General features: G+C 54.6%; 18 protein-coding genes. 13 read left to right on the forward strand and 5 right to left on the reverse strand.

Annotated elements, in window-relative coordinates; genetic code table 11:
• Positions 1-3 precede the first annotated feature (3 nt).
• The 13 genes from rplQ to ACP5OT_RS10390 all read left to right on the forward strand — a co-directional run bounded on the left by rplQ (position 4) and on the right by ACP5OT_RS10390 (position 8,387).
• The gene (gene rplQ, locus ACP5OT_RS10330) at positions 4-354 is read left to right on the forward strand and encodes a 50S ribosomal protein L17 (RefSeq protein WP_015941712.1); all 351 of its coding nucleotides are present in this window, start codon (positions 4-6) and stop codon (positions 352-354) included.
• Complete coding sequence (gene truA / locus ACP5OT_RS10335; RefSeq protein ID WP_428132042.1) at positions 354-1,190, forward strand: tRNA pseudouridine(38-40) synthase TruA; 837 nt, start codon at positions 354-356, stop codon at positions 1,188-1,190. The genes rplQ and truA overlap by 1 nt, the downstream gene beginning before the upstream one ends.
• A gap of 5 nt (positions 1,191-1,195) precedes the next feature.
• Positions 1,196-1,627 carry a 50S ribosomal protein L13 gene (rplM, locus tag ACP5OT_RS10340; RefSeq protein WP_424675953.1) on the forward strand — a complete coding sequence of 144 codons (432 nt, stop codon included), beginning with the start codon at positions 1,196-1,198 and terminating at the stop codon, positions 1,625-1,627.
• A 92-nt stretch (positions 1,628-1,719) separates the two neighbouring features.
• Positions 1,720-2,118: a 30S ribosomal protein S9 gene (rpsI, locus tag ACP5OT_RS10345; RefSeq protein ID WP_424675952.1), complete on the forward strand. Its 399-nt coding sequence runs from the start codon at positions 1,720-1,722 to the stop codon at positions 2,116-2,118.
• A 177-nt stretch (positions 2,119-2,295) separates the two neighbouring features.
• On the forward strand, positions 2,296-2,874 hold the full coding sequence (rsmD, locus tag ACP5OT_RS10350; protein WP_424675967.1) for a 16S rRNA (guanine(966)-N(2))-methyltransferase RsmD: 579 nt from the start codon (positions 2,296-2,298) through the stop codon (positions 2,872-2,874).
• A 3-nt stretch (positions 2,875-2,877) separates the two neighbouring features.
• Entirely contained in the window at positions 2,878-3,363 is a 486-nt protein-coding gene (gene coaD, locus ACP5OT_RS10355; protein WP_424675951.1) for a pantetheine-phosphate adenylyltransferase, read from the forward strand.
• Complete coding sequence (locus ACP5OT_RS10360) at positions 3,360-3,794, forward strand: hypothetical protein (RefSeq protein WP_424675950.1); 435 nt, start codon at positions 3,360-3,362, stop codon at positions 3,792-3,794. Before coaD ends, ACP5OT_RS10360 begins: the two co-directional genes overlap by 4 nt.
• A gap of 70 nt (positions 3,795-3,864) precedes the next feature.
• Positions 3,865-4,398 carry a YceD family protein gene (locus ACP5OT_RS10365; protein WP_424675949.1) on the forward strand — a complete coding sequence of 178 codons (534 nt, stop codon included), beginning with the start codon at positions 3,865-3,867 and terminating at the stop codon, positions 4,396-4,398.
• Positions 4,399-4,412: 14 nt separating this feature from the next.
• Positions 4,413-4,598, forward strand: a complete 186-nt coding sequence (gene rpmF / locus ACP5OT_RS10370; protein WP_424675948.1) for a 50S ribosomal protein L32 — start codon at positions 4,413-4,415, stop codon at positions 4,596-4,598.
• 108 nt (positions 4,599-4,706) lie between these two features.
• Positions 4,707-5,711: a beta-ketoacyl-ACP synthase III gene (locus tag ACP5OT_RS10375; protein WP_424675947.1), complete on the forward strand. Its 1,005-nt coding sequence runs from the start codon at positions 4,707-4,709 to the stop codon at positions 5,709-5,711.
• A 95-nt stretch (positions 5,712-5,806) separates the two neighbouring features.
• Positions 5,807-6,766, forward strand: a complete 960-nt coding sequence (gene fabD, locus ACP5OT_RS10380) for an ACP S-malonyltransferase (protein ID WP_424675946.1) — start codon at positions 5,807-5,809, stop codon at positions 6,764-6,766.
• 8 nt (positions 6,767-6,774) lie between these two features.
• Positions 6,775-7,521, forward strand: a complete 747-nt coding sequence (locus ACP5OT_RS10385) for a 3-oxoacyl-ACP reductase family protein (RefSeq protein ID WP_424675945.1) — start codon at positions 6,775-6,777, stop codon at positions 7,519-7,521.
• 116 nt (positions 7,522-7,637) lie between these two features.
• Positions 7,638-8,387, forward strand: a complete 750-nt coding sequence (locus tag ACP5OT_RS10390) for a 3-oxoacyl-ACP reductase family protein (protein WP_424675944.1) — start codon at positions 7,638-7,640, stop codon at positions 8,385-8,387.
• Positions 8,388-9,063: 676 nt separating this feature from the next.
• Here ACP5OT_RS10390 and ACP5OT_RS10395 read toward each other — a convergent pair.
• From ACP5OT_RS10395 to miaB, 5 genes are all read right to left on the reverse strand, one after another.
• Positions 9,064-10,551 carry a phytoene desaturase family protein gene (locus ACP5OT_RS10395; protein WP_424675943.1) on the reverse strand — a complete coding sequence of 496 codons (1,488 nt, stop codon included), beginning with the start codon at positions 10,549-10,551 and terminating at the stop codon, positions 9,064-9,066.
• A 106-nt stretch (positions 10,552-10,657) separates the two neighbouring features.
• Positions 10,658-12,133, reverse strand: coding sequence for a CpaF family protein (locus ACP5OT_RS10400; protein WP_428111478.1), 1,476 nt, complete (start codon positions 12,131-12,133; stop codon positions 10,658-10,660).
• 15 nt (positions 12,134-12,148) lie between these two features.
• On the reverse strand, positions 12,149-13,522 hold the full coding sequence (locus ACP5OT_RS10405) for an ATP-binding protein (protein ID WP_424675941.1): 1,374 nt from the start codon (positions 13,520-13,522) through the stop codon (positions 12,149-12,151).
• 164 nt (positions 13,523-13,686) lie between these two features.
• Positions 13,687-14,535: a tetratricopeptide repeat protein gene (locus ACP5OT_RS10410; protein WP_424675940.1), complete on the reverse strand. Its 849-nt coding sequence runs from the start codon at positions 14,533-14,535 to the stop codon at positions 13,687-13,689.
• Between the two features lie 136 nt (positions 14,536-14,671).
• Positions 14,672-16,024, reverse strand: coding sequence for a tRNA (N6-isopentenyl adenosine(37)-C2)-methylthiotransferase MiaB (miaB, locus tag ACP5OT_RS10415; protein ID WP_424675939.1), 1,353 nt, complete (start codon positions 16,022-16,024; stop codon positions 14,672-14,674).
• Position 16,025: the final 1 nt, after the last annotated feature.

Below are 16,025 nucleotides of genomic sequence, written 5' to 3' on the forward strand. Positions count from 1 at the left end.
ACCATGCGACACCGTCATGCCGGAAAATTATTGGGGCGATCGTATGAGCACCGCAAGGCGCTCTACCGCAACCTGATGATCGCTCTGATCGAACACAAGAAGATTAAGACAACGCTGGCCAAAGCGCGGGCCGTCCAGCCGGAAATCGAGCACTTGATCTCGATTGCCCGTGAAGATACCCCACATGCGCGTCGGATGGCGCTCTCGAAGCTGGCCAGCAAGAACGCTATGCGCAAGCTATTTACCTTTGCGCCGACGACCTATGGCGGACGCAACGGAGGCTATACTCGCATTACCAAACTCGGCCCACGTCGTGGTGATGGAGCCGAGATGGCTTTGATCGAGTTGATCTGATGCGCACGATTGCACTGCTGCTGGCCTACGACGGCACAGATTTCGCCGGTTCACAGTGGCAAACCGATATTCGTACCGTCCAAGGTGCAATCGAGGCAGCTTGGGAGGCATTAACCCAAGAGCAACGCCGGATTGTATTGGCAGGACGTACCGATGCCGGTGTCCACGCCTCAGGTCAGGTAGCCCATGTGCAAACTGCGACCCGTCATTCGTTGGCAACGATCTGGCGTGGTTTGAACGCCCACTTGCCAACCGATGTGACGGTGCAAAATGTCGGTGAAGCGGTACGCGATTTTCATGCAAGATACAGCGCGATCGAGCGTGAATATCGCTACGTGATCGATTGTGCGCCGGCGCCATTGCCACAACTACGCCATCAGGCGTTGCATTATGCCGGAACACTTGATGTGACGGCAATGGCGACTGCGCTGAAGCTGCTAGAGGGAACGCACGATTTTGCCGCGTTTACGACGGCAACGCCGAGCCAACGATCAACGGTACGAACGATGTATTGGACTCGGATTGTTGAACGGGTCTGGTTTGACCGGCGCTTACTCGCGATTGAATTAGCGGCTAATGCGTTTCTTCAGCATATGGTGCGGATGATCGTCGGGACGTTGCTCCTTGTGGGGCGTGGACGGATGACCGTCGATCAGTTTGGTGAGGTGTTAGCCGGTCGTGATCGCCGACTAGCCGGTCCGACCGCTCCGGCACATGGGCTGACATTAACAGCGGTACGTTATCCACCCGGCCTCATCCGCTGGGTAGAACCATTAGAACGGCAACAAGGCGCGACGAAGGTCGAACAGCCTTCGTCCTACGTACACGAGGAATAGGTGCTGTGAAGACCTATCATCAGAAACCGTCAGAAGTGCAGCGCGACTGGTACGTCATCGATGCGAGTGGTAAAGTGCTCGGTCGGCTGGCGACACAAATCAGTACGCTCCTGCGCGGCAAACACAAGCCGACCTTTACACCATCTATTGATGGTGGTGATTTCGTGATTGTGGTCAATGCCGAAAAGATTGTCCTGACCGGGCGCAAGCCTGAGCAGAAGATCTACTACCGCCATAGCGGCTATCCGGGTGGTCTTAAAGAAATCCCGTACAAGGTGATGCTGGCCAAACACCCGGAGCGCATCCTGCGCCTTGCGGTGAAGCGCATGCTTCCCAAGAACCGCATGGGCCGCCGATTACTCAGCAAGCTGCGCATCTACGCCGGGCCAAACCACCCGCATGCCGCGCAGCAGCCTAAGCCCTACATTCCGCGCTAAAGCGGCACGGGCGATCGATGATACGGTGATTGCACCTCGCATGCAGGCAACGACGAAGCGCCGCGTTGGCGCATAGGTGGTGAGGAGAAGGAATGGAAGGCAAGCGCTACTATCAGGGCACCGGCCGCCGAAAAACGGCGGTGGCGCGTGTGCGCCTCTTCCCCGGCAGGGGGGATATGATCGTTAATGGCAAAAAACCGGAAGACTATTTCGGTAAGCGAGATTTGTTTCAGCATGAACTCCAGATGCCGCTCGTCTTGACCAACCATCTGAATACATTCAATGTGCTGGTGAAAGTCAAGGGGGGTGGTGTCTCTGGACAAGTCGGTGCGGTACGTCATGGGATTGCCCGTGCCCTGCTCGATTACGACAGTGGGTTGCGCCCAGTCCTCAAGCAGGCCGGTCTGCTTACACGCGATCCGCGTGCCAAAGAGCGTAAGAAGGCTGGTCTCAAGCGCGCACGCAAAGCGCCACAGTATACCAAGCGCTAGTGCGACATTATGACGCACGGGAGATTGTGCTGGCGATGACGTAGGTGCGAGGGCCGTACTACGGTATCCCTACGCCTATGGCTTCAGCACTGTGAGTAGATCGAGTACAGACCTCATCACAATGATGCTAAGCGGCAGACGGTCGGACATAACCGTCTGCCGTGCATTATGACAACTATGCGCGTCATTACCGGAAAAGCCAAAGGACATCGCCTGAAAGCCCCAAAAGGGCTAGGTACCCGACCAATGCTGGATCGGGTCAAAGAGGCGTTGTTTTCGGTACTCGAAGGCTATGGGCCGATCCGTGGTGCCGTCCTCGATCTCTACGCCGGAACCGGTTCGCTCGGTATTGAATGTCTCTCACGCGGCGCCGACAGCGCCGATTTCGTGGAACGAAATGCGCACGTCTGCACCATTATCGCCGATAATCTGCGCCACACACACTTTGAGCAACAGGGACGCATCTACCAAATGCCGGTCGATCGCTTCTTGCATCGGCAGCGAGGGGTCAGGTGCTATGATATAATCATCATGGACCCACCATATGCCGATCCAGCGATTGAAGCAACGATTCAGCTCGTTGCCCAGAGCGATGTAGGTAAGGAAGGTAGTTTATTGATCGTCGGTCATTCACCACGGGTTGAACTTGCCGACATCTATCCCGGCCTCCACCGGATCAAGTATCGCCGACTTGGTGATTCCTGTTTCTCGATTTATGAACTCACGGCCTCGGCTTCGCCGACCCCAGCAGGGTAAGCTATGCGCATCGCGATCTATCCCGGCAGTTTCGATCCGGTTACGTATGCTCACCTCGATATTGCCCGACGGGCAACGCGCATTTTCGATCGGGTGATTATGGCAGTGTTCGACCGGCCACAAAAGCGCTTGCTCTTCTCAACCGAAGAGCGGTTACACTTGTTACGGGCCGCTACAGCCGACCTCGATCACGTCGAAGCCATGAGCTACAATATCTTAACGGTCGAATTTGCCCGCCAAGTTGGCGCGTGTGCCATTGTGCGCGGCTTACGCGCTGGGAGTGACTTTGAGGCCGAGTTTCAAATGGCTCAAGTTAACCAGACGATCGATCCCGGTATTGAGGTGGTTGTGTTGATGGCAGGACGGCCATTTGCCCATATCAGTTCAACCGCGGTACGCGAAATGGCCAGCCTTGGCCGCGACCCGGTGGAATTTACCCCACCGGTAGTGGTGGCAGCCTTACGAGAAAAGTTCGCGCAGAGGGGGTGATCGCCATCGAGCTTGATGATCTGATTGATGAGCTAGAAGAGGTGATCGCTGCCGGTGTTCGGCTTCCACTGAGCGGTGGACGCACCTTGATCGATGAGAGTCGGGTGCTGGAGATCATCGATCAGATGCGTACGGTCATTCCAGAAGAAATCCGGCGTGCGCGCCGGATCATTGCCGAACAAGAGCAATTGCTCGCCGCTGCTCAAGCCCGTGTGCAAGAAGTGCTGAGCGAACGCGGTCTCCTGGCAGCAGTAGAAGCAGAACGGGTCCGTTTGTTGCAACAGGCCGAACAGGAAGCTGCCGAAGTACGAGCCGGCGCCGATGCATATGCCCGACAAGTGCTGGAAGAACTCGATGAGCGTCTGAGCAAGCTGCTCACAAGCGTGCGGAATGGTCTGCACGCTCTAGATGAACGTCAACCAGGCGCTTGACAACCCTCCGCCCTCTCGCCTATAATTTGGCGCTTGTGGCGGAGCCAATGGCGCGCCACAGGTGATTGCTATGACTGCATTACGGTTTAATCTCGCGCAGTTATTGCGCGAAGAAATGGGAGCGCGACGTGACATCTCGTTCACCGAAGTGGCATTGCCGCTCGATGATGAGTTGACGCTGCGGAATATTACCGGACGCCTGCGCTTGACCCGTACCGCAGCCGGTGTGTATGCCCAGGTAACCGTACATGGGATTGTGACACTGACATGCGTTCGCTCATTAGAACCGTTTGATTACGAGCTTGATCTCGACTTCAGCGACCAGTTTTATGCGGTGGTCGATGTGGTCAATGGGCATCGATTACCACAACCGGTAGAGGATGATCCGTTTATGCTCGATGAGCTGCACCATATTGATGTAGGTGAGGCAATTCGGAGCTACGCGCTGATTAACCTACCGATGAATCCGGTGGCACCAGCTTACCGTGATCAACCGGTCAACTATACCGTTGAGTCAGAAGGCATTGAAGAAGAAGACACCACCACCGATGAGCGCTTTGCTGCGCTGCGTGAATGGGTGGAACGACAACGCAATCAACACTGAGGAGTAACGAAACGATGGGTGCAGTACCAAAACGAAAAGTTTCGCGCCACCGGCGCGGCAACCGACGACAACATTTAGCACTGACGCCACCGGTCCTGGTGACATGCCCGCGCTGTGGTGAGCTGATGCGGGCACATCGCGTCTGCCTGTCTTGTGGGTATTACAAGGGCCGGCAGATCCTCAAAGTAGGTGCCGAATAAGTAACCACACCAGTGCAATGCAGAGGTGGTTTCACAGGCATAAGGGGGGCTGTACGCCGAGATGATCGGGCCGGCAGCCCTTCAGTGTATGATAGAAAGGTCGCGAGGGTGAGTAGGGAACGTTATGCGGCAGTAATTGGCTGGGGAATGGCCGTGCCCAATCGCTTGGTTACTAATGATGATTTAGCGCAACGGATCAATACTTCTGACGAGTGGATCCGTACTCGCACCGGTATTCGTGAACGTCGGGTGGCTAGCCCGGGCGAAAGCACTTCGACATTCGCGACTACTGCTGGTCACGAGGCGCTCGAGATGGCCGGTATCTCGCCGGCAACAATCGATACGGTGATTGTCGCGACCTGTACCCCCGACCGGCCCTTCCCCGCTACTGCTTGCACCGTGCAAGCAAATCTGCAAATCCCACGTGCTACTGCGTTTGATCTAGCAGCAGCATGTAGTGGCTTTGTCTACGGTTTGACGGTCGCAACCAGCCTCATTAAGAGCGGTGTGAGCCGTCGGTTGTTACTGATCGGCGCCGACATCTTTACCCATTATATTAACTGGAACGATCGCAATACCTGCGTCCTGTTTGGTGATGGCGCCGGAGCTGTCGTCCTTGAGGCAACCGATGAGCCGTTGGGTCTGATCGCTTCCAACCTGAGCGCCGACGGTAACCTCGAAGACCTAATGGCCGTTGACGCCGGGGGTACTCGTATGCCACTTACGACTGAACTGCTTGCCGAAGGCCGACAGTATGTTTACATGAACGGGCGCGAGATTTTTAAGCACGCTGTGCGGGAGATGAGTGAGTCGGCATTGCAAGTGGTACAGGCTGCCGGGTTGACCATCGATGATATTGCGCTCGTAATTCCCCATCAGGCGAATGTGCGCATTATTGATGCCGTAGCACGACGTCTGGAAGTACCGCCTGAGCGGGTGATGATCAATCTCGACCGGTATGGAAACACATCGGCGGCTTCGATCCCAATTGCTCTCTACGAAGCAGCTCAACAGGAACGGATCAAGGCCGGCGATTATGTCTTGATGACCGCTTTCGGCGGTGGTCTAACGTGGGGATCAGGGATCGTGCGTTGGGGACGGCCGAGTCGGTAACGGCCACCATCACAACTGTTTGACCAAAGTAAGTGCATGCTGGCGCACAGCAAGGGGTACTCTGCGCCGGCAGGGAAGGAGAAGGCGAGTATATCATGAGCATCGCATGGGTATTTCCGGGTCAGGGATCGCAAGTGGTTGGCATGGGACGCGATTTGATCGCAGTATCACCGGCAGCGCGTCAAATCTTTGCAATAGCAGACGAGACGCTCAATTTTGGGTTGAGTGAATTATGTTTTAGTGGGCCGGAGACCGACCTTACTGCAACCGAGAATGCCCAACCCGCATTGCTGACGACAAGTATCGCTTTACTGGCAGCACTGCGCGAAGTATCAGGTGACCGCTTAGAACCACCGATTGCCGTTACCGGTCATAGTTTAGGTGAATACTCAGCGTTAGTAGCCGGTGGCTCGCTCGACTTCGTTACTGCGCTTCGCCTCGTGCGCCGACGCGGTGAGTTGATGGCCGCCGCCCACGAAGGCGGTATGGCAGCCGTTATTGGGCTTGATGCCGATGTACTCGAACAGATTTGTGATGAAGTCAGTGCTACTCTCCAGGAACATGGCGTGTCACAAAGTACTGTGGTGATTGCGAATTACAATGCACCTGACCAACTAGTCATCAGCGGAACCTCGGTCGCCGTCGAACACGCTAGCTTGCTGGCAAAAAGTCGTGGCGCCAAACGGGTGATTCCGCTCAAAGTCAGTGCAGCCTTCCATTCACCACTCATGGTTGATGCCGCTGAGGGGATGGCTAAGGCTATCGCCGAAGTCTCGGTCCGCGATCTCGAGATTCCGTTGATTGCCAATGTAACTGCCGAGCCGATCCGCTCAGCCGATGATGTACGCCGTGAGATCGTCGCGCAAGTAGTGGCCCCGGTGCGTTGGATTGCATCAGTTCGTTATATGGTGGCAATGGGGGTCGAAACCTTTATCGAAATCGGACCGGGTCGAGTATTAACCGGCTTGATCCGTCGGATTGCACCAGAAGCGCGGTTGATCAATATCGCGACATTTGAGGATATACGAGCACTCACTGTAATGCAGCCGGTGTAAAGATTGCTATGGAGTTACAGGGACAAGTCGCCATTATTACCGGCGCCGGTCGCGGGATCGGGCGGGCAACTGCCCTTGAGCTAGCCGCTGCCGGTGCCCGTGTGTTGATCAACTATCAGCATAGTGCTGCGGCGGCTACGCAATTGGCAGCCGACATCATTGCCAACGGCGGCGATGCCCTCACGTATCAGGCAAATGTCTCCGATGAACAAGCGGTGCAAGGGATGGTGCAGGCTGCCCTTGATCGGTGGGGTCGGATCGATATTCTCATCAACAATGCCGGAATTACCGCAGATGCACCGCTGGCTCGCCTGCGTCCTGAACAATGGCAGCAAGTACTCGACATCGATCTCACCTCGGTGTTTTTGTGTTGTCGCGCTGTTACGCCAACTATGCGAGCAGCCGGTTATGGTCGCATTGTATCGGTCAGTTCACTAGCAGCACTAGCCGGTAATGTTGGTCAAACCAATTATGCTGCTGCGAAAGCCGGGATTATTGGTCTGAGCCGATCATTGGCCCGGGAAGTCGCCCGTGAAGGCATTACCGTCAACATCGTCGCGCCCGGTTATATTGAGACCGATATGGTAGAGACGGTGCCCGAAGCATTACGCGCATGGGCACTACAAGCGATTGCCATCGGTCGGTTTGGCTATCCTGAAGAGGTTGCCGCTGCTATCCGATTTCTTGTCTCACCGCGTGCCTCGTACATCACCGGCCATGTCTTAACCATAGACGGTGGCTGGGTAATGCCATAGCCAACGATACTCATAGGCAACGTACCTGTTGGGTTATCGTAAACATAGCAGGGCGAATGTCAGACAAACCGCCCCTTCTTTATAATTCGACGCATGACAGAACCGTAGGTATACGTATGATCGACTTCAGTGGACAAGTAGCAATTGTCACCGGCGGTTCGGGCGGTATTGGGCAAGCAATTGTACGAGGTTTAGCGCGATACGGTGCCCGCGTTCTCGTTGGATATTACCACAACGAACAAGCTGCAATTGACACAGTTGCCGCGGTGCAGAATTCCGGTGGTGACGCCCAAGCACTTGCTATCGATGTACGTGAAGTCGACAGTGGCAATGCACTAGTTGCGGCAGCCATTGAACGATGGGGACGAGTTGACATCTTAATCAATAGTGCGGGGATTGCCAATTATGGACCGTTTGGTGAGATAAGCAGCGAACGCTGGCGACAAACCATTCAGACCAACCTAAGTGGGGTGTACCATACCTGTCGCGCCGTCTTGCGACCGATGATGCAACAACGCTACGGCCGGATCATCAACATAGCGGCCTTGTACGGTATATCAGGCTTTCCCGGCCAAGCTGACTTTGCAGCAGCAGCCGGCGGTATCATCGGCCTCACCCGATCCCTCGCCCGTGAAGCGGCCCCGTGGCAAATTACGGTCAATGCCGTCGCACCGGGGATGATCGAAACGGAACTGATAAACGTGATCCCCCCGGCGATCCAGCAGTGGAGTACCGGGATCATTGCCTTGCGCCGGTTGGGCAAACCGGAAGAGGTCGCTGCAGCGGTTCTCTTTCTCGCCTCGCCAGTTGCCTCGTACATTACCGGACAGACGCTGATGGTCGATGGTGGGTGGACGATGGCCTAATAACATATATTAAAAAACACAGATGCGGCAGATACCTGCCGCACCTGTGACTAGAAGCTAAACCTATTACCTACCTACCACCATACAGAGGCCGCTGCTTCGAGAGTTCATCAGGGCTACCAGAGAGTGACAACCACCGTACCCGCACAGATCCTTTAGCTGCTCTGCCTTCAGCAGATATTGCGCCGGGCCAGCTTTTGCTATCGGATAACCTCACCATCTAGCGTGGGATAGCAGCTCCTTCTTCCCCAACGCGGTGAGTTTGTGTGGGAAGCAACCGTATGGCTCGCAGAGCATCCGATTACTCAGCAGTAATCTGGCGCTTGTCTGTTCGTCTCCCCGCCGCTCATCATCATTACATTTTTCATATATTGATGAGGGCGTTTCCCCGAACTTACGCTATACCTCTCTCAACTTACCCACACATAACCTTTTACATTAGAGGTATAGCGCTTGCCTTCCGGTTGCATGTAAGTGATTGTGTTCCCTCCTTTGCTTTTTGATGTCCTCTCGAAGCTACGGCCTTATCATAGCACTACAACAGTGTAGAATCAAGTAGCTTATCGTAACTTAACGATGATAAAACACAATTATTTCTACGATAAGCGATCGTATAGTTAAAAAACCATGAAGAATCGCCCGCAAATCATGGCAGTGTTGTAAAACATTTTTAGCCTTACGACCCCTGATCGGCCAAAATCCGAGTGGTCACAGCTTTCCCGGATAACAGAACCAGCGGGATTCCACCACCCGGATGCGTGCCGCCTCCGACAAAATAGAGCTGCTTGATGCGACGGGCACGGAGAGGAGGACGGGCAAAGGCAGCAAAGGGGGAATTGGAACTCAGACCATAAATAGCACCGAACGCTGTGTTGTAGCGTTGAGCTAAATCACGCGGTGTCCAATAGTATTCGTAGCGGATCGCCTGACGTAAACCGGACAAACCCATTACCTCAAGTTTGGCGATGATATGGTCGCGATACGCCGGCATTACAGCTTCCCAATCGATCCGACCATCATCGGCAGGCGCATTCACCAGCACGAACAAATTCATATGACCGGGAGGGGCATGGGTTGGATCGGAACGGCACGTAGCAGCGATGTAGATGGTCGGATCGAGTGCTGGACGACGATCTTGCACGATGGCACGAAACTCGGATGGATAGTCGGCGCTGAAGAAGATGGTATGATGCGCCAATGTGGGAAAATCCCCTTCAACCCCAAGGAAGAGGACAACTCCGCTGTACGAAGGTTCACACCGGGCCAACCGAGTCGCTTCGCGCTGACCGCCGGGAATGAGGTGGGTGTAGGCGTACTGCGGATCGGCGTTAATAACTACCGCGGCTGCTGGCAGGACACCACCATGAGCCAACCGTACTCCACGTGCATATCCCTTCTCAACGATTACTTCACTGACCGGTGTTGTGGTACGCACTTCAACCCCGAGTTCGGCAGCCAACCTGCCCAGAGCGACGGCTAACTGGTACATACCACCGCGTACATACCAACCACCTTCTGCTAACTCGATATAGGAAATAAGGGTGAACGTAGCCGGCGATACATAGGGAGACGATCCGTTGTAGGTGGCGTAACGGTTGAAGAGCTGGCGCAAATGCGGGCTACGAAAAAACGAGCGTACAGCAGCATCAACGCTGCGCAACGCATCGATACGAAATGCGTGACGCACCATTGATAGCGTGATTAATTCACGCAGCCCATCGAACGGACGGAGTAAAAAGGGGCCGGCAACCGCATCGTAGATCCGTGCAGTATGGGCCATAAACTGAAAAAAGTGGGGCACATCAACCGGGCTAATGCGCTCGATCTCTTGCACCAATTGTGGCAGACGCTGCCAGGCATCAAAGCGAGTACCATCGGGCCAGAAATAGCGACACGTCGGCTCAATCTGTGCCAGACAGAGATAATCTTCCATCCGGCGTTGGGCAAACGCAAATAAATCACGAATAACCCATGGCATGGTCAACAACGACGGACCGGTATCGAAGGTATAGCCAGCGGCCTGATGAAGATTCAGCTTCCCGCCGAGTCGTTCGTTCTTTTCACACACGATAACGTGCCGGCCCCGTGCCGCAAGACGGATTGCAGCAGCTAAGCCACCTAAGCCCCCACCCACAATGACAATCGGGAGTCCCATTATCTGCATCACCCATCTAGACACAACAAAACGGTGCGAAGAAGCTGTGCATACGGTGGGCTAATCGCAACCCTTATCGCAACGCTCAGCGTCTTCGCACCGTCATATGACGCTTTCACACGCTAAAACCGACCCGACCGCGCTGACCCGGAATTTGCGCACCGAAGACACTTGGCGGCAACTTGAAGCCGTGCGCCTCGAGGCGAGGAGTAAACTTAGGCCGGACACCGGTAGGACGCAATTCGGCCATGATTTTGCCTTCCGGCGTCTTGCCCAATATCTCAAGCTTAAAGATATCTTGCAAGACAACAGTATCACCCTCCATACCCTGCACTTCGGTAATATAGGCCACCTTACGTGAACCGTCTTCCAACCGGGTTTGCTGCACGATCAGGTCAATAGCCGAGGCAATCTGCTCACGAATCACGCGTAGCGGCATATCCATACCGGCCATCAGCGACATCGTCTCCATACGAGCAATCGCATCGCGCGGCGTATTGGCGTGGAGGGTGGTGAGTGAACCGTCGTGACCGGTATTCATAGCCTGGAGCATATCGAGTGTTTCGCCACCACGACACTCACCGATTACGATCCGTTCGGGGCGCATACGCAGCGAGTTAATCACCAGATCGCGAATCGTCACCCGACCGGTACCATCGATCTCCGGTGGTTTTGCTTCGAGGCGCACTACATGATCTTGAGCCAACTGCAACTCAGCGCTGTCTTCAATCGTGATAATACGCTCATCTTCAGGGATAAAGTTCGATAGCACGTTGAGCAAAGTTGTTTTACCTGAACCGGTACCGCCGGCCACCACAATATTCAACCGTGAGACCACGCAGGCGCGCAAGAACTCGGCCATTTCGGCGGTCATCGAACCAAAGCGGATCAGGTCTTCGACCTTAAGCTTATTCTTCGAGAACTTACGAATCGTGATCGTCGACCCATCAATCGCGCACGGCGGGATAATCGCATTAACACGCGAACCATCAGGTAAGCGGGCATCGACCATTGGCCACTTACGGTCGATACGACGACCAAGTGGACGAATAATGCGGTCGATTATCTTCATCACGTGCTCATCGGAGGCAAACCGCACATCCGAGAGTTTCAGCTTACCCTTCTGCTCGATATACACTTTGTGAGGTCCGTTGACCATAATCTCAGAAATACTATCGTCATCGAGCAACGGTTGTAATGGGCCAAAACCGAACAACTCATCGCACACCATTGCGAAGAGTTTCTTGACATCTTGATCGGACAGGTTCACATTAGCCTGCTGATAGATCCGCGCAAACCGTTCCTGCAATAGACGTTCGGTTTCAGGCGAACGCTTCAACTCAGTCTGGCTACCGAGTGAAGCTTGAATACGGTCAACGATCCAGAGTGACAGTTCGAGCATCCGCTTCTGGTCGTTCGCCGGAGTCGCATCTTGGACGGTTGGACGCACCGGAGCGGGGGTAGAAGCTACCGGCGGAGGCGGGACTGGAGCTGGGGTCACGGCAGACGCTGCCGGTGGAGGAGGCGTGGCAACAGCCGGAGCAGGATCGGGCTGAGGCGTACTACCGGTAAGACGCTTGAGCAGTGACATAACGAAACAACCTCCTTAGCCGAGCTTGACGAAATACGCTTCGCAGGCACGATCGATCAATTCACGTGACATTGCCGGCGGAATGCCACGGTATTTTGCTTCATCAAGAATTTGGTCGCAAAGATCACGAGGATGACAAGCGCGTAATTCACGACCAACCTTCATATAATGCTCTTGAATGAGGTAGCGCAAGCCATCATCGCTGTATGGGATGCGTTTACTCTTACACACCAATTGAAAAATGGCACGAAACTCGGTTGGTGTTGGGTTTGGCACTTCAATTTTATGACGAATGCGCCGGAGGAAAGCGTCATCAACCAAATCTTTCGGATTGAGGTTCGTAGAAAAGACAATTAAGACATCAAACGGCACCTGAATTTTCTTGCCGGTTTGCAGAGCAAGAAAATCAACTTTCTTCTCCAATGGTACAATCCAACGGTTCAGCAAATCTTGCGGACGGCACTTCTGGCGGCCAAAGTCGTCGATTAGGAAGAGGCCACCGTTCGCCTTCATCTGAAATGGTGCTTCATAGACCTTCGAGACCGGATCGAAGATCAATTCAAGCTGTTCAAGTTCTAGTTCACCACCAACCATCACCCGGGGCCGCTTACACACCACCCAGCGTGCATCAGGATAGGTTGTGGTTGGCACGGCAGGCCCACTGAACGGTAAAGGTGGAATATCGGTGTGTCCAACTTCATTTACCTGCACGACCTGATGGTTGAGTGGGTCGAAGACTTTGATAATCTGCCCATCGACTTCCACCGCATACGGAATAATGACCAAGCCACCAAGGAGATTGGCGATCCCTTCGGCGATGGTCGTCTTTCCATTACCGGGCGGCCCGTAAAGGAAGAGTGACCGCGCAGAGTTAGCGGCCGGACCAATCTTGTCGAGCATCTTCTCACTCACCACCAGATGGCTAAAGGCTTTACGGATAGTCGCCTGATCGATCACCAATTCGCCAATACTCTGCCGTAACGTCACTTCTACATACTGTTGTAACGGCACCGGGGCCGGACCGGCGTACTGATTACGGTCGATCACCTCGTGTACTTTATTCCGACCTTTAGCAGTAATTACATACTGAAATGAGCGCTCGCTGAACCCCCCTTCAGCCCCAATAATATCGACATACTCTTCCAGCTTAAGAAACTCGAGAACTTTATCAATGACACCAAGAAACGGCAGCTTCACTGTCTCTTCTAGTTTCTGGCCGGTAATTGCGCCGGAAAAATAGATCACTTTCAGAATATGATCGGTCAAAAACCCCATTGACAACCCTGTCTCAGCGATGGTCGTGGGCTGAGGTGGAATATTCGGCATCTGTTGTGCCGGTGTACCGGGCGTCGTTACCGACGGATTAACTTCATGCAGACGGAAGTTCATAACTCACCCTCTCTGCCGCAACGCCGGGCAAGTAATATCTTGGGGCTGGCAGTGACCTTAAACTAGCCAATCATCAGCTCGCTAGAGGTAGTATAGCGAGCTAAACGAGTGAGCGCAAGGGGAAGCCGGCGAGCAAGCGACAAACCCACTCACCGGCTAAGGCACTATTCTTCGAGTGTATCATCATCGTCGGCGATATCTTGATCGATTTCGTCCAAACCGACTTCATCTTCCTCATCGCCGCCGATATATTCTTCGTCAAGGGTCTCCGGCTCTTCGACCAACTCTTCTTCGTCGAGGACATCTTCGTACTCATCAAAGCGGAACGAAGAGAGAATAGTCGCACCTTCGCCAAACTTGCCGGGGAATGAGACTCGTCCGCGCTGGCTCGGATCCTGATAGATCTCGCGGATGAGGATCCGCACATTGCGCGAGTCAGCCTGAACCACGGCAGCGAGATAGCGATTCCCACCGTTTATCAGCTCAACGAGCCGATGACTCAGCTTAGGTTCGACACGCCCGATCAGATTACCGTCGAGATCGACGACGTAGACCATCTTACCCTCAACGCGCAGTTCAACCTTCTCGCCGGTAATCAGTGCATCAACGGTGGGGCCACGCTGCACATCGACCAGCGAAGTCAGTGCCGTGCGGCCGGTTTCGGTAATGAACATCCGCATATCAACTTGCTGGCGCGTCGAGCGCGTAACCGGTGCTTCGGTAATGCCACGCGCCAACAACGACTCAAGGCGAGCGACATTTTTACGGGCAATCGGATTCGATGCATTCAGGCGCAGCGCATTCTGATACGCGCGATAACTTTCGGCATACTTACCGAGTTCAAATAACGCTTTACCGAGGCGATTATACGTCTCGGCATCTTCGACCACGCGCAGCAACTGTTGGTTTAACTCAGCCGCTTCTTGCCAGCGATTCAACGCCGCCAGTTCAATCGCTTTTTCTTGGAGACGGCGGCGAATCCGCAACTTTTCATCTTGCTTCGACAAGGTCATACTCCTTGCATCTCTAGTGGTGTGATAACACAGCGCTCCCATTGATCGCCACTCGTTGGCACCACGAGCGACGACAGCGTGATTCTATTTGATGAGAGCGACCACTCGGTTAGCGCGGTTGAACCGTCTCGGCCTGTTAGTCGAGCAACGGCACACCTTGCAATGACCACGGACTGGTAGCAGTAATCTTGACTGGAACCAACTGGCCGGTCAGATCGGCGGGATGGGAAAAGAAGACCAGCCGATTACCGGGAGTACGGCCACGCCACTTCCCCTTGCTTTCACCTTCAACCAACACCTCAACCGTCTGACCGAGGAAGTGAGCCATGCGCTCGGTAGCAATTTGTTCTTGCAACTGTTCAAGACGGCGGCGACGTTCCTCTTTAACGTCGGGTGGCACTGCCAGCGCCGGATCCTGCTCTTGCTCGGCGGCACGCGTTCCAGGACGCGCCGAGAAAGCTGCGATATGCACTTTATCAAAGCCGATCTCGGCGCAGAGTTCCATGGTCTGGCGAAAATCCTCTTCGGTTTCACCGGGATGACCAACGATAATATCGGTGGTCAGCGAAATATGCGGAATCGCGGCACGAATCTTCGCGATCAACGACTTATAGCGGGCCACCGTATAGCCACGTCGCATCAGCTTAAGAACGCGGTCAGAACCAGCCTGCACCGGCAAATTGATTTCTGGTTGGCAACGCGGCAAGCGCGCCACCGTCTCGATCAAGCGATCGGTCATCCAGGCCGGATGCGAGGTAAGGAACCGCAACCGGAGCAGACCGGGGATTGGATCGACCGCCTCGAGCAAATCAGCCAGCTCAGGCCGTCCGGGGAGATCGTGGCCCCAGGAGTCGACAATCTGGCCGAGTAGCGTAATCTCCTTAGCACCACGCGCTACAATCCGCCGTACCTCCTCGACGATTTCGGGCAACGGGCGGGATCGCTCACGGCCTCGGCGGAGTGGAATAACACAGTACGAGCATGTCATATTGCAGCCATACTGGATCGGTACATGCACCGAGACCGGTGGATGGCTCCAGTCCCGCACCGGCAGCGCCGGTTCATCGAGGGTATAGATCGGGTTCGGAGCTAGTGCCACTACTTCATCGACCGCCGACGGTGAGACAAAATGATCGACCATTGGCAACTGCTCGGCGAAGATCGAGCGGTTATTCGGGCCAACCATACACCCCCAGAGCACAATCTTGGTATCGGGATAGGACCGCTTCACCCGCACCAACTCGCCGAGTTTGCCCAGAATCCGCTCTTCGGCAGAAGCGCGTACACTGCATGAATTCAAGACAATAAAGCTCGCCTCTTCGGGCCGTGCAGCCGGGCTATAGCCGACACCTTGCAAAGCCGCTTCAAGGCGTTCTGAATCGGAGATATTCATTTGACAACCGACCGTCCATACATAATAGCGCCGCTCACGCGGCGTCTGATCACGGTCAGGACGGGGGCGTTGTTCAAAAAAGATCACATCCTGCATG

Source organism: Chloroflexus sp. (assembly GCF_049970315.1).
Classification (GTDB): domain Bacteria; phylum Chloroflexota; class Chloroflexia; order Chloroflexales; family Chloroflexaceae; genus Chloroflexus.

Coding starts and splice junctions, on each gene's coding strand:
- rplQ (WP_015941712.1), top strand. CDS start 4: ATGCGACACCGTCATGCCGGAAAATTATTGGGGCGATCGTATGAGCAC.
- truA (WP_428132042.1), top strand. CDS start 354: ATGCGCACGATTGCACTGCTGCTGGCCTACGACGGCACAGATTTCGCC.
- rpsI (WP_424675952.1), top strand. CDS start 1,720: ATGGAAGGCAAGCGCTACTATCAGGGCACCGGCCGCCGAAAAACGGCG.
- rsmD (WP_424675967.1), top strand. CDS start 2,296: ATGCGCGTCATTACCGGAAAAGCCAAAGGACATCGCCTGAAAGCCCCA.
- coaD (WP_424675951.1), top strand. CDS start 2,878: ATGCGCATCGCGATCTATCCCGGCAGTTTCGATCCGGTTACGTATGCT.
- ACP5OT_RS10365 (WP_424675949.1), top strand. CDS start 3,865: ATGACTGCATTACGGTTTAATCTCGCGCAGTTATTGCGCGAAGAAATG.
- rpmF (WP_424675948.1), top strand. CDS start 4,413: ATGGGTGCAGTACCAAAACGAAAAGTTTCGCGCCACCGGCGCGGCAAC.
- fabD (WP_424675946.1), top strand. CDS start 5,807: ATGAGCATCGCATGGGTATTTCCGGGTCAGGGATCGCAAGTGGTTGGC.
- ACP5OT_RS10385 (WP_424675945.1), top strand. CDS start 6,775: ATGGAGTTACAGGGACAAGTCGCCATTATTACCGGCGCCGGTCGCGGG.
- ACP5OT_RS10390 (WP_424675944.1), top strand. CDS start 7,638: ATGATCGACTTCAGTGGACAAGTAGCAATTGTCACCGGCGGTTCGGGC.
- ACP5OT_RS10395 (WP_424675943.1), bottom strand. CDS start 10,551: ATGCAGATAATGGGACTCCCGATTGTCATTGTGGGTGGGGGCTTAGGT.
- ACP5OT_RS10400 (WP_428111478.1), bottom strand. CDS start 12,133: ATGTCACTGCTCAAGCGTCTTACCGGTAGTACGCCTCAGCCCGATCCT.
- ACP5OT_RS10405 (WP_424675941.1), bottom strand. CDS start 13,522: ATGAACTTCCGTCTGCATGAAGTTAATCCGTCGGTAACGACGCCCGGT.
- ACP5OT_RS10410 (WP_424675940.1), bottom strand. CDS start 14,535: ATGACCTTGTCGAAGCAAGATGAAAAGTTGCGGATTCGCCGCCGTCTC.
- miaB (WP_424675939.1), bottom strand. CDS start 16,024: ATGCAGGATGTGATCTTTTTTGAACAACGCCCCCGTCCTGACCGTGAT.